This is a genomic window from Lautropia dentalis (genome assembly GCF_003892345.1).
Classification (GTDB): domain Bacteria; phylum Pseudomonadota; class Gammaproteobacteria; order Burkholderiales; family Burkholderiaceae_E; genus Lautropia; species Lautropia dentalis.
This window is the reverse complement of record NZ_RRUE01000001.1, coordinates 1945814-1959360: the sequence shown is the minus strand read 5'-3', so window position 1 is coordinate 1959360 and position 13547 is coordinate 1945814. Positions and strand designations below refer to the sequence as shown.

Below are 13547 nucleotides of genomic sequence, written 5' to 3'. Positions count from 1 at the left end.
CGGGGATCTCCTGAGAGGGGAAGGATGGATTCCAGCCGGTACGGCCGAAGCAGTGAAGCGCCGGAAACGGCCTCTGCTGGACAGCGTCTGCCGGACAGGGGCTGTCGCCACCGGCAAGGTCGCAGGCACGGAATCATCCCGATACGTCACATAGTGACATGCAAATGTGCAGCAATTGGGCAGATTCACGCTGCGAGATGAAAAATTTCTGGCCAGGACGCCAGAACATCCGGACCGTGGCGTACCGTGAGCGCAGCGGAACATGCCCAGGTCTGCACAAACATGCCCGGGTCTGCACATCATGAGGTCATGAGGGCGCAGGAAACCCCCGACTGCACGCAAGGCAGCGTCGGCAAAGGAACGGCCCTGCACTTCATGACAACGGCGCAGCACTCACCCCAGCTCGAAACGGTAGCCCACCCCGTAGATGGAGGTGATCGGATCTTCTCCGGCACCAGCCTCGGCCAGCTTGCGGCGCAGGTTCTTCACATGGCTGTCCATTGTGCGGTCGGTCACCACCCGGTCATCCTCGTACAGATGATCCATCAGCTGCGACCGCGACCACGCCCGCCCCGGTGAACCGGCCAGCGTGCGCAGCAGGCGGAATTCCACCGGGGTCAGGTCCAGCCAGCGCCCATGCAGCGCGGCGCGACAGCCGGGTACGTCCACGTACAGGCTCTTTCCCGGCAGGCTCCCCGGCACGCCGGAACCAGCCGGTGCAGTCCCGGGCATGCCGGCCTCCGGCATGCCTGTGGCCTGTGCAGTGCCTGCACCACCCAACGTCTGCCGGATGCCGGCCTCACCGGCATGCGCGGACACCGCCATACCACCAGAGACAGGCTGCGCCGCATCCGCACCTGCCGCACCACTGCCGCCATGGCGCCGATAGCGCCGCAGCACCGTCCCCACCCGGGCCACCACCTCCCGCGGGCTGAACGGCTTGCAGATGTAATCGTCGGCGCCCACCGACAGGCCCAGCAGCCGGTCCACCTCGTCCACCCGTGCCGTGACCATGATCACCGGAACATCGCTGTGCGCCCGCAGTTCCCGGCACAGGGACACACCATCCGCGCCCGGCAGCATCAGGTCCAGCAGCACCAGCCCGGGCTGCCAGCACGTGAAGGTGTCTAGCACCGCCTCGCCATCGGCCAGATGACAGGTCTCGTACCCGGACGCCTTCAGATAGTCACACAGCACGGCCGCCAGCTGCGGCTCGTCTTCCACCACCAGGATGCGGGCGGGTTCATCGGCAGACAGATTCATGGAGAGACGGCCCCATCCGGCGCATGGCACCCGTGGGACACAGGACGGTCGTGAGAATGATCGTGGGGACGGGATGTGGATGTTCGGCACGGCGGGCAGATGCCGGCGCCCATGCCGCAAGCATGCCAGACGGGCCGGATGGATGCACGCATCATGGCTGCAGCGGCAGGGTCACGGTGATGCGCAGCCCTCCCAGGGGCGAATCATCCGCCGTGATCGTACCCCGATGCGCCTGCACGATGTGCTGGCAGATGGCCAGGCCCAGTCCGCTGCCGCCCCGGGCCCGGGCACGGGAACTGTCGACCCGGTAGAAACGCTCGAAGAGCCGGACCCGCCTGTCGGCCGGCACGCCGGGAGCACTGTCTTCCACGACGATTTCCACCTGCCGGCCGGACACGGTGCGGGCGACGACCCGTACCTGGCCACCGGCATCCGTATAACGGGCCGCATTCTCCAGCAGATTGACGAAGACCTGCTCCAGGCGGCGGGCCTCGCCCAGCACCGGCAGGGGGCTGGCCGGCAGTACCTGATGCAGCTGCAATCCGGCATCCGCCAGGCGTGACGCCATGCCCGCCAGCGCCTGCGCCAGCACCACGCCCACATCCAGCGGCTCATGCTGGTACGACACCTCGGCCTGGGCCATCGACAGTTCGTGCAGGTCTTCCACCAGCTTGCCCAGCTGCTGTACCGGTCCCTGTACCGCCTGCAGGCCTTCGGGCGTCAGCGGCCGGATGCCATCCTGCATAGCTTCCAGCTCGGCCCGCAGCACTGCCAGCGGGGTACGCAGCTCGTGCGAGATGTCGGCCATGAAATCGCGCCGGCTTTCCTCGGTGCGCTCCAGCACCTGGGCCAGATGGTTCACGTCATCGCGCAGACGCCCCAGCTCATCGTCCGAACCAGCCGGCAGACGGCTGTCATAATCGCCACGCGCCAGCCGTCGGATCCCCCCGGCCAGCACTTTCAGCCGCGAGAGCAGGGCACGCGACAGCAGCCACGCCAGCAGCGCCGCCACGGCAATGGAGGCCGCGATGTTCAGCCAGCGCGCCCGCTGCTGGGCTTCGTAGAAGCGTACGTCACTGCGCTCGACCGCCTTTTCCAGCGGCAGCATCGACAGCCAGCCCACCGTCTGCCCATCGACCCGCACGGGTAGCCGGACACCCCGCGGTGTGGCCGCCGCCGGATTGCCCATCAGCAGCCGGCCCTGCGTGTCCATCAGGGCCATTCGCAGCATCACGCCCGCCAGGTCGGACAGCGGTGGTTCCGGTGCATCCTCCGGGCCATACGGGCCGCCTGTTGCGGGGGCATCCGTCGCTTCTACTGCGGGGGCTTTCGTCACGCCTGCTGCGGAAGCTTTCGTTCCACCTGCTGCAGGCACATCTTCTGCGCCTTTCGTGGACGCACTTGCCACATCTGCCGCGGGTGCATCCATTCCCTTTGTCATGGGTGCATCCGTCCCACCTGCCGTGGGTGTATCCGCCCCCCTTGTCGTGGATGCCCCCATCGCCGGCGCCTCCGGCCGCGAGCTGGCATGCCCGGCAGGCACCGCTGTCGTTCCGGGCGGGCTCACATGCTCCACCAGCTGGGGCAGGATACGGTTCCAGAACCACTCGTCGGGGTCGGCCCGCATGAAATCCCAGCTGCCATGCGACCGGTACTCGCCGGCCACCACCGTGGCCAGCTGCTGCATGCGCTGCATGCCCTGTTCGTTCAGATACTGCAGAAACACCCGCTCGAAACTGAAGCGCTCGGCCACGCCATTGACGGCCAGCACCACGGCACAGGCCGAGAGCACGGCCAGAAAGAGCCGGGTGGGAATACTCGGTTTCATCGGAACGGGTCGGGGCAGGGAACGGGTTGGGGAGATCATACCGCCCCCAGCCCAAAGCTCTCAGTCCAATGGTTCCGGCCATGGATGGGAAGATGAAAGGGCAGGCAGACCCGTGACACGCCCCAGAATTAACAAAAACTGACACAACAGATTTGCACCCGCACAAAAGTTCCCTATAATCACATCTTCTTCGACGCGGGAATAGCTCAGTTGGTAGAGCGCAACCTTGCCAAGGTTGAGGTCGCGAGTTCGAGACTCGTTTCCCGCTCCAGATTTTCAAAGGCCGCCCGGTTCATGCCGCTGGCGGCCTTTTCGTTTTCACGATGTGTGCTTCCATCATGTGTGCCTCCATTGGGAGGGTTAGTGCCCTGGGCTATCCTCGCGCCCGTTTCCGGCGCTCCTTGCCCGCGCGATGAAAGCGACCGGGGCAAGCCCGTCACTGCTGCCACCCAGCCGCAACCCTCCGCCCGCGTGATGGATGCCCCCGTTCATCCATCCCCAAAAACCCGGTCGCCAAACATGAAGCAGGCCAGGCCGAGGAGCATCACGCCCAGCCCGACGAACTTCCACCAGTGAAGGGGTCGCACCGGCATCTGGATCAGCCCGAAGCCATCGATGAACATCCCGGCCAGAAGCTGGCCGATGATGAACAGGAACATGACGCTAGTGATCCCGATGCGTGGCGCCAGAAAAACGGCGGTATAGACGAAGCCGGCACCAATGACCCCACCCAGCCAGCGCCACCATGGCTGCTGGCCCAGACTGCCCGCCATTCCGGACCAGTCCGCCGAAAACGCGGCCACCACGCCCAGACACAGCGTGCCAATGGCAAAGGAAAAGAACGAGGCGGCCAGCGGTTGCCCACCAAGGCCCGCGCTCAGCCGGCTGTTGACCGCCGCCTGTAACGCCGTGCCGACACCGGCCCCGAGGGCCATCAGGGGATAGAGGATGTTCATCGGGATGAATGAGTTGATTACCGGAAAAACAGGGAGAACGCTGGCTGGGGATATGATAGACATAGTTGACAAAATAGACAAAGTAGACCAAAGTGGAGGCCGTCAACACCTCTGCGAGGGGAGGCCATGCGTACCGACATCACGGCCCAGCACCTGCCACGCATCACCGAAAACGACATACATCGCTTCGCCGGTGTGGTCGACATCCGCGATGCCCGTGCTTTCGCGTCGGAGCTGCAGGCATTCGTGCTCGAACGCCTGCGGACCGTCAAACTGCCTGTTGCCGGGCAGAAACCGTCCGTCGAGGAAGCCCTGGCGCACAAAGCTGCCACCTTGCATGCCCCGGTACGCTGGACCCCATCGGAAACCGATATCCAGCGCGGGCGTGCGCTGCTGCTGGAAGCATACGCAGACCCCCACAATCTGCCCCTGCCCGAATTTGCCAGACTCGCCGGCAAATCGCGCCAGCAGATCTACAAGGACATTGCCGCACAGCGGCTGCTTGCCTTGAGCGTGGGGCGACGTGGCCAGAAACTGCCCGACTGGCAGCTTGATCCCCTGCGGCAACGACTGACCGAATCCGTCCTGCAGCAAGCAGCGGGCATCGACAGCTGGACGATTCATGATGCGCTCTCCCAACCCCTGGAAGGGCTGGCCGGACGCTCTCCGGTGGAAGCAGTCACGCCTGCCTCGCTCCAGGGCACGGTCATGGCGGTACTCAATGCCTTGGGCATACAGCCAGACTGAGCCCGCATGAACCAGCCATTGCCATCCTTTCGCGTCAGAAAGGGCGAACTGCTGCAGCATGCCAGCCGTACGGTATACCGCGGCTGCCCCCTGTACTTTGGCCGAAGCGGCACCAACCGCTACGACGATCCCGCCCGAGGCTATGGTGTGCTTTATCTGGGTTTCGACCTGTCCACTGCATTGATGGAGTCGGTCTTTCACAAGCATCGATGGCTGGAAGAGGGGAGGCGTGCCATTACCCTGCAGGAGGTACAGGGTCGAATGGTTCGCGCCACGGGTGTGCTGATGGATCTGTACCTGGCCGACCTGACCGCCCCCGGCATCATGGCCGGTTACTTTGGTCTGAATCTCGAACAGCTGGCTAGCCGTGACTACACCCATACCCAGCAAATATCGGCCCGGATTCATGCCATGACACGGGGAAGAGGCCAGGCTTCTTTCGATGGAATTCGCTTCCCGTCGCGCAACAACTATCCTGCCGCAAGCATTGCACTGTTCGAACGGGCTGCCACCAAGGTCCGTGTAATCGCAGACATCGACCTGGCCGACCATGTCGACTGGCCCCGGTTCGTCGCTGCCTACCGGATTGGCGTGATCTCCAGTCCGTAAGGTCCTGACCCCGATAAGATTTGGCAGGGTAGAACACGGCCCCTCCCAGCTCACCCGCATTGTGTGGTGTAATTGCTCCCTGTGCCTGCCCGAGTGGTGAAACTGGTAGACACAAGGGACTTGAAAATTTGAGCGCCCGTGGGGAAACCTGCGGGATGAACCCCGTCAAACTCGGCGAACGCCCTGAAGGCGCTGGCGGCCCCGGCCGGCCGCACCTTCGAGCCAACGCCGAGCCAAGCCCGGGGAGAGGCAGGGCAGCTGCAAGGGCATCATGCAGTTGCCGCAAGGCATTGCAAGGCAGCAGCCCGAGGCTTGCGGCCGGCATTGCGCATTGGCAGCCCGTGGCCCGAACAGGTCGGGGCAGCGCCTCCCCGGGAAGGTGTAGAGAGCAGACGGCGGGCACCTGTCGCCCTGCCGGCAGACTGACGACCCGGGCCGGATGGCCCTGCAGTTCGCCCCATGGCGTACCGCACTGCGGTTGCATCGGACCTGACCGGCTACGGCCATGGTGAAGGCGTGCTCCAGACCACAAACCGTCGTGCCCGGCACAGCGGGCGGCGAAAGCCGCAGTGGCATGAAAATCCCTCGACCTTCGGTCGTGCCGGTTCGATTCCGGCCTCGGGCACCAACCATCTCGCAGCGGCCAGACACCCGTGGCCGCTGCCCCTGCACCGCATCGGCGTCATGCCATTGCGCTGCATGCCGAGCTGGTGGGCATACAGTCCCAGCCATATCAAACTGGCAGCCGTGGGGCAGTCAGCTACCTTTCGCTGCGTCCGTGAGGACGCAGCGCCACACGGCGCTACAGCACATCCTTCAGCACCGCCCACACCGTATCCAGCATGCGCGGGTGGGCCTTCGCCTGCGGGTGGATACGGTCGGCCTGGAACCAGTCCGGGTCATCGGCAAAGCCTTCCAGCAGGAAGGGCACCAGCGGGCTGTCCGTGTCGGCGGCCACCTTGCCGAACATCTGGCTGAACTGGCGCGTGTAGGCCGGCCCGTAATTGGGCGGTACCTGCAGCCCCACCAGCACCGCACGGGCACCTGCCGCCTGCACATCAGCCACCATCTGGCGCAGGTTGGCCGTGGTGGCCTTCAGGGGCAGGCCACGCAGCGCATCGTTGGCGCCCAGCTCGATCACCACCACCTTCGGCCTGTGCTGCGCCAGCAGGGCAGGGAGCCGCCCCTTGCCACCCGCGGTGGTCTCGCCGCTGATGCTGGCATTGACCACCTGCCAGCGCCGGGTCCTTTCATCGGCAGCCAGACGTTTCTCCAGCAGGGCCACCCAGCCCTGGCCACGCGAGAGCCCATACTCGGCCGACAGGCTGTCGCCCAGCACCAGCAGGGTGGGGCCACCAGCGTTCGAGCTGCCGGTGGCGTCTGCGCTGCGGGGCGCATCCGCACCGCCACCACGCGCGGCCGCGCTGCCCGTGGCGTTCGGGCCGGCGGGCGTATCCTTCCCCCCCGCATGCCCCATGGCTTCGGGGCTGCCCGTTGTCCCTTCTGCCGAACCACCTGCACGTGGCGCTGCGTTCCCGGTGTCCTCGAAGGCGGCACCGGGCTCTCCCAGTCCGGCCGCCCGGACCTTCCGGGCGGGCAGGGCAGCCACGCCCAGCGCCGTCAGTGTCAGGCTAGACATCAGCAAACGCCGGCGGGCAGGAAAATGAACGGACGGGAAACGCCCATCCGCAAGGAAAGACCTGTTCATCGAAAGCATCCAGAAAAACCGTACACAGAAAAAACGCAGGAAGCGCCCGGACATTCAGCAGCAGCCCGACGGGCAGAATACTGGCATACCATGTCATCGACCTCCAAACCGCACCGGCACACCTCACCAGACACGTTCCGTCCAGCATCACGCCGTCCGGCACACCCCGCCCATGTACACCCGGGTTGCCGCACATCATCGAAGAGCAAACGCAACACCAGCCTGCCGTGTTGACGAAAGGCCATATAGGTATATATGGACCCCGGCGCCGATGCACAGCGGAACCGATGCACAACCGGCGCATCCCGGTTTACCATGTGCCGCCAGCCCGCGTGCGAGCTGCCCGGTCGAACCGGAACACCCCGTACCGGGCACTGCCCCTTCTACTTCCCAGCCACCTGATGTGGCCCCGTTCCCATGGCCCTGATCCAAGTCCAGAACCTCACGAGGCGCGTGCCCGACAGTGGCCGGCTGCTGACCATTCTCGACGATGTGAGCTTCACGGTACAGGCCGGTGAAACCGTGGCCATCATCGGCGCTTCCGGTTCAGGCAAGTCCACGCTGCTGGGCCTGCTGGCCGGGCTGGACCTGCCCAGCAGCGGCGACGTGCAGGTGGACGGCCAGTCGCTGTTTGCGCGGGACGAGGAGCAGCGTGCCCGCTGGCGGGCCGAAGAAGTGGGGTTCGTGTTCCAGTCCTTCCAGCTGCTGCCGGCCATGACGGCCCTGGAAAACGTCATGCTGCCGCTGGAACTGGCCGCCCACCCCAGGGCACGCCAGACGGCCGAGGCCCTGCTGGCCCGGGTCGGGCTGGCCGAGCGGGCCGGGCACTATCCGCGCACGCTCTCGGGCGGCGAGCAGCAGCGGGTGGCGCTGGCCCGTGCCTTTGCCGTGTCGCCCCGGCTGCTGTTTGCCGACGAGCCGACCGGCAGCCTCGATCATGCCACCGGCGAGCGGGTAATCGATCTGCTCTTCGAGATGAACCGCGACTTCGGCGCCACGCTGATCCTGGTCACGCACGATCCGCGCCTGGCCGCCCGTTGCGGCCGCCGGCTGGAAATCGCCCGCGGACGGCTGATCAGTCAGACAGACCAGTCAGATTCCGCCTGACGGAAATTCCGTCATTTGAGGGCATGAGGCAGGCCCGGGCAGGCAAGATGGCACTGGCTGAACCGGCCGTCGCGTCGGCACGTGCCCCCGCTGCCAGACATCACGGCGCCGGTCAGCCCTGGCCAGACGCTTTGGCCGTAGCGGAAGCCAGCAGCATCTGGGTGCCGAACCAGCCCCAGTAGATGCGGTGATGGCAGATCAGGCCGTCGCGGATTTGCATCAGCTCCAGAATGTCGATCTGGTCACCATCAGGCGTCTGGCGGGGGTATTCCCAGACCAGCGTATCTCCCGCCACCAGATACTGGCCCGTACGGTACCAGCGCACCAGTTCGTTGGGGCGGCGACGGGTACCTTCTTCCAGAAAGGCCAGAATCCGTTCCCGGCCGCGCAGAATGCCACTGTCCGTGTGCATGATCACCGGCACCAGCGGGCTCTCGAACACGGCGTCGTCGGCGTACAGGCCGATCAGGGCGGCCGTATCGCGATTCCGGGCATGATCGTGCCATTGCCGGTAGATGCGCGTCATGGACGCGGTGTCATGTTCCATGGTGTTCTCCTGAAGGATCGAGCAGGCTGGCGCATATCCCGAACGTGTTCACCTCCGTACTGGCCTGAATCCGCGCAGCAACAGGACGCCATACATAGCATAGCCAGGAGGCGCTTGGCGGGCGCCCCATCATCAGCCCGGCAAGGTGGGCCGCAGGCGCGCCAGTGCTCCCATGATGGCCGGATACTGCCGGGGCAGGGCGCTGGCGGGCACGCCGCGCGGGCCGAACTGTGCCGCCACGCGTTCGCCTGCCCGGCCATGCAGCCAGACACCGCCACAGGCTGCCTGCCAGGCGGCCTCGGCCGGGGGGCACTGGGCACGCAGCAGGCCGGCCAGCAGGGCGCCGATGGTTCCGGCCAGCACATCGCCGGTGCCCGCCGTGGCCAGCACCGGATGGCCGCTGGTATTGATGGCATAGCGCCCGTCGGGCGTGGCCACCACCGTGCCGGCGCCCTTGAACACCACCACGGCATCGAAGGCATGCGCCAGCTGCAGCGCACTGCCCAGCCGGTCGGTCTGGACCACACTGACCGGCACCCCCAGCAGCCTTGCGGCCTCCAGCGGATGCGGGGTCATGATGCGGGCCACCTCGACAGCCGGTACCTCTTCGACCACCGGTTCGTCTTCGGGGGCAGCGCTGACGTATCCATCGTCGCCATCGCCGTATTCACCCCACGACGGATCTGCCGCAGACGGCGCGGCAAAATCATCGAACGGTGCTTCCGCGACATCGAGCGCTGCCTGCCGGGCGATTTCTTCAGGCAGGAGCAGATCGTCATCGTCCGGATAATCGACGATCAGCGGCTCCAGTCCGTCGTCATCAGCCATCAGCGGCGCCGGCCCGCCGTCTTCCGGCAGGCCGTCGCCGAAGTCATCATCCGTTCCGGTTTCCGCGCCTGCGAAATCATCATCCAGTTCGGCTTCCGGATCGAGATCTGCATCCACGCCCGCATACAGCACACTGGACAGCATGGACGCGGCAGCCGTGCCGGTACTGTCTTCCACGGTGCCGTAGGCCTCGGAAAGCGCCACGTCCAGCGGCCGGGCACGGCCGGGCGAGCGTGCATCATCGTCCTCATCGGGCCAGAAATCGTCATCGGGCCAGGGTGCGTCATCAGACCAGGGAGCATCGCCAGCCCGGACGTTCCTCTCCGTGCCACCGGCACCCGCGGCTTCCGCCTCCATGGCATCTTCATCCGCGGCATCCGGGTCCAGCAGATCCCACAGGTCCTCGGCCAGCAGCCCCAGGGCATCGGCATCGATCACCACGGGCGCGGCGCTCTCCAGCGACCACTGCAGCCATTGCCAGGCGGTATCGTCGCGGCCCAGACCGCAGCCCAGCACCAGCACGGGGTCGTGGCCGGGAAAGGGCGGGGGCAGCGCTTTCCCGCCATCTTCCGTGGGTCCGTCGCCCTCCGCATCCCCCTTCGCTGGCTTCGGTGCTTCGGGCCAGTCAGAGAACCCGTCTTCATCTCCGGCATGGGAGAAAACAGGCTCCTGTGCTTCCCCGGCGCCCGGCCAGTCGCAGCGCATGATCTCCGGCTGCTGCGGATCGACGGGGGCAGCATGCCCGGGACGATCCGCCCCGTCCGCCAGATCAGCAGTATCTGCGCCCGCTGCCATGTTCTGCCCATCGGCCGCTTCCGTGGTCACCCACACCCGGCCGGCACCGGCCATCACGGCACCTCGGGCCGCCAGCCGGGCAGCCCCTGCCATGCCCAGACGGCCACCCACCACCAGCACATCGCCGGCCGATCCCTTGTGGGCATCGACATCCCGCGGCGGCATCAGCAGCGAAGCCAGCGGGCCATTGAGCAGCACACCGGCCACGTCGCCTACGGCCGCGTCATCCGCACCCGCCACATCACCACCGGCCGAAGCAGCAGATACACCAGCGCCGGCAGAACGGGCAGATGCACCACCACCCGCCGGCGCAGCTTCACCGATGCGAACCAGCTCCGCTTCCAGCGGCCGGTCCGACAATGGTGCCACCCAGACCCGACCTGCGGCCCGCAGCCCCAGCCCCGTGTGCAGCCCCGGCTTGTCGGCGATCATCGTCACCGTCTGGCGGGCCATCAGCACCGGCGCATCGTCATCACCCACCGGCGCACCGCGGTCGGCATCCAGCCCGCTGGGGACATCGATGGCCAGTACCGGCACGCGGCCCTGGTTGATCTGCCGCACCAGCGTGGCCAGCGCCCCGCGCATGGGCCTGTCCAGACCGATACCGAACAGTCCGTCGATGAGCAGGGCCGGCGCAGCCGGTGTCTGCCCGGCCGCATCCAGTCCACCCGGCACGCCCTGTCCCGCCAGCGGATCCGGCCACACGGCCTCGCGCCCGGCCCCCTGGGCAGACGCGTCATCGCCCGCGGGATCATGGCTGGACACCCACTGGTCATCACGTGCCTCATGAGCGTCCGGCACGACAGGCGCATCGCCGTCGGGCCAGAGCCACGACAGCAGTTGTGCCAGCGGATGAATGACCTGTCCGTCATCACGCCAGGCCTGCCATGCGGCGCGGGCATCGGCAGCCGAAGGTGGCGACTGCTCCAGCCCCGCCACCCCCACGGCCCGAACATCCAGCCCGGCGCGCCGGAGAATCCGGCCCGCCACCAGCGCATCGCCGCCGTTGTTGCCCGGCCCCACCAGCAGGATCACCGGCGCCTGCGCCGGCATGTCCTGCCACATGGCCAGTGCCACCTTCGCCACGGCCGCCCCGGCCGAGGCCATCAGCTCGCCGGGACCGGTTTCTTCCAGCCAGTGCGCCTCAAGCCGCCGGATGGTGGCCAGGCTCAGCAGGGAGGCCGGCAGGGGCCGCAGGCAGGGGTGAACGGCCGGGGTGATCGCATGCAGTTTCATGATTCGGACGCCAGAGAGACACCGGAAAACACCCCCGCCGAAAAACCGGCAGGCGCTTTTCCTTCATCCTGACAGTATGCCACTGCCGGCAACGGTCCCGGCCCCCCGCAGGCAGACACGAGGCCCCTGGGCACGCCGTGAACGCAAAGACACAAAGCCCCTGCCCGGAACGTGCCCCCACGGGGGAGGGCGCGTCCAGGCAGGGGCCCGGGGCCGGTCACGTCCGGATGACACGAGGTCTCGGATGACCCGAGGTCTTCCGGAACAGAACCGGCAGGGATGCGCCGCGTCCGTCAGCCGGTTGCGAACCGGCCGGCAGGATTCAGGCCATCATGCGGATCATGGATACAGGCCACGTTCGGCACGGGCCTGCAGCACCCGCTGGCAGGCGATGATGTAGGCCGCGGTACGCAGCGTGACGCCTTTTTCCTTCGCCAGTTTCTGGATGTCGCGGAAGGCCGAGAGCTGGATGACTTCCAGCCGCTGGTTGATTTCGTCTTCACCCCAGAAGAAGCTGGAGAAGTCCTGCACCCATTCGAAGTACGAAACGATCACGCCGCCCGAGTTGGCGATCACGTCCGGCACCACGGTGATGCCGCGGTCGTTGAACACCTTGTCGCCGGACTTGGTGACCGGGCCGTTGGCGCCCTCGACCACCAGCCGGGCCTTGACGCGTTCGGCGCGTTTCTCGTCGACCTGGCCTTCCAGCGCGGCCGGCACCAGGATGTCGCAGGGCAGCCCCCACAGATCCTCGTTGTCGATGGCCTCGGCTTCGGCAAAGCCCTTGACACCGCCGGTTTTCCTGGCGTGTTCGGCCAGGGCGGTGATGTCCAGACCCTTGTCGTTCTTCACCGAACCGGTGTGATCCTGCACGGCAATGACCTTCGCGCCGGCCTGCGACAGCAGCTCGGCGGCCACGCCGCCCACGTTGCCGAAGCCCTGCACGACCACCTTCGCCCCTTCGAGCGGAATGCCCAGTTCGCGGGCCGACTCGCGGGTGGTGAAATACACACCGCGCCCCGTGGCCTTGACCCGACCCAGCGAGCCGCCCAGTTCGACCGGCTTGCCGGTGACGACGCCGGTGACGGTGGCGCCCTGGTTGGCGGAGTAGGTGTCCATCATCCAGGCCATGATCTGGCCATTGGTGTTGACGTCAGGCGCCGGAATGTCCTTGGTCGGCCCGATGATCACACCGATCTCGCTGGTGTAGCGGCGGGTGAGTTTTTCCAGCTCGTTGGCCGAGAGTTTCTTCGGATCGACGCGGATGCCGCCCTTGGCACCGCCGTAGGGGATGTTGACCGCGGCGTTCTTGATGGTCATCCATGCCGAGAGTGCCATCACCTCTTCCAGTGTCACGTCCGGGTGATAGCGCACGCCGCCCTTGCCGGGCCCGCGCGAGACGTTGTGCTGCACGCGGTAGCCCTCGAAGTGGGCCACGGTGCCATTGTCCAGCTCGATCGGAATATCGACGATCAGGGCACGCTTGGGTTTCTTGAGGGTTTCGACCCATTTGGCCAGCGGCCCGAGGTGGGGCGTGACCTGGTCGACCTGTGCCAGATAGGTATCCCAGGGGCTGCCAGATTGCGGCGTGAGATACGACAGCTTCGACATGATGTCTCCATCGTCAGTGGTTGAAGACCACGATACTACCGCTGTCCGCGAAATGAAGCATCCCGCGAATCGGACCCATTCGGGAAGCTGTCTTTTTCTGGCATCGCGTTTCTGGTAACGCGATGCGCATTCCTGTTCCTCTGCGCACCGGCTTCGACCATGTTGCCGGCAGACGCCGTGATGCCGACAGACGCGCCGGATGCTGGCAGATGCCGTGCACAGGCAGAGGCTGGCCTTTTGCCGGACAGGGCAACCAGCACCGGCAGCGCACGGCCAGGGCGGGCCTTGAACGTGTCAAGAACCCATCATCCC

At 66.3% G+C, this 13547-nt stretch carries 10 protein-coding genes and 1 tRNA gene; 4 read left to right on the top strand and 7 right to left on the bottom strand.

The window, feature by feature from the left end; genetic code table 11:
* Positions 1 to 393: 393 nt before the first annotated feature.
* Both EHV23_RS16390 and baeS read right to left on the bottom strand, forming a co-directional pair.
* Positions 394 to 1263, bottom strand: coding sequence for a response regulator (locus EHV23_RS16390; protein WP_275265088.1), 870 nt, complete (start codon positions 1261 to 1263; stop codon positions 394 to 396).
* 151 nt (positions 1264 to 1414) lie between these two features.
* Complete coding sequence (gene baeS / locus EHV23_RS07610; RefSeq protein ID WP_158615879.1) at positions 1415 to 3091, bottom strand: sensor histidine kinase efflux regulator BaeS; 1677 nt, start codon at positions 3089 to 3091, stop codon at positions 1415 to 1417.
* A 195-nt stretch (positions 3092 to 3286) separates the two neighbouring features.
* On the opposite strand from baeS, the gene EHV23_RS07605 reads away from it, so the two are divergent.
* Positions 3287 to 3362: transfer RNA gene (locus EHV23_RS07605), tRNA-Gly, on the top strand.
* 217 nt (positions 3363 to 3579) lie between these two features.
* Here the strand turns inward: EHV23_RS07605 and EHV23_RS07600 are convergent.
* On the bottom strand, positions 3580 to 4047 hold the full coding sequence (locus EHV23_RS07600) for a DMT family transporter (protein ID WP_125095380.1): 468 nt from the start codon (positions 4045 to 4047) through the stop codon (positions 3580 to 3582).
* 126 nt (positions 4048 to 4173) lie between these two features.
* On the opposite strand from EHV23_RS07600, the gene EHV23_RS07595 reads away from it, so the two are divergent.
* Together EHV23_RS07595 and EHV23_RS07590 are read left to right on the top strand one after the other, a co-directional pair.
* Positions 4174 to 4794 carry an integrase gene (locus EHV23_RS07595; protein ID WP_125095379.1) on the top strand — a complete coding sequence of 207 codons (621 nt, stop codon included), beginning with the start codon at positions 4174 to 4176 and terminating at the stop codon, positions 4792 to 4794.
* A gap of 6 nt (positions 4795 to 4800) precedes the next feature.
* Positions 4801 to 5403, top strand: a complete 603-nt coding sequence (locus EHV23_RS07590) for an RES family NAD+ phosphorylase (RefSeq protein ID WP_125095378.1) — start codon at positions 4801 to 4803, stop codon at positions 5401 to 5403.
* Between the two features lie 802 nt (positions 5404 to 6205).
* Here EHV23_RS07590 and EHV23_RS07585 read toward each other — a convergent pair.
* Entirely contained in the window at positions 6206 to 6880 is a 675-nt protein-coding gene (locus EHV23_RS07585; protein ID WP_125095601.1) for an arylesterase, read from the bottom strand.
* Between the two features lie 648 nt (positions 6881 to 7528).
* On the opposite strand from EHV23_RS07585, the gene EHV23_RS07580 reads away from it, so the two are divergent.
* Entirely contained in the window at positions 7529 to 8218 is a 690-nt protein-coding gene (locus EHV23_RS07580) for an ABC transporter ATP-binding protein (protein ID WP_125095377.1), read from the top strand.
* Between the two features lie 112 nt (positions 8219 to 8330).
* On the opposite strand, the gene EHV23_RS07575 is transcribed toward EHV23_RS07580, so the two are convergent.
* The 3 genes from EHV23_RS07575 to EHV23_RS07555 form a co-directional block, all read right to left on the bottom strand.
* Positions 8331 to 8765 (bottom strand): nuclear transport factor 2 family protein, encoded by a 435-nt coding sequence (locus tag EHV23_RS07575; protein ID WP_203228906.1) that lies wholly within the window; start codon positions 8763 to 8765, stop codon positions 8331 to 8333.
* Positions 8766 to 8897: 132 nt separating this feature from the next.
* A complete protein-coding gene (locus EHV23_RS16040; RefSeq protein WP_238990323.1) occupies positions 8898 to 11624 on the bottom strand; it encodes an NAD(P)H-hydrate dehydratase in 2727 nt (908 codons plus the stop codon).
* 339 nt (positions 11625 to 11963) lie between these two features.
* A complete protein-coding gene (locus EHV23_RS07555; RefSeq protein WP_203228905.1) occupies positions 11964 to 13235 on the bottom strand; it encodes a Glu/Leu/Phe/Val family dehydrogenase in 1272 nt (423 codons plus the stop codon).
* Between the last annotated feature and the right edge of the window lie 312 nt (positions 13236 to 13547).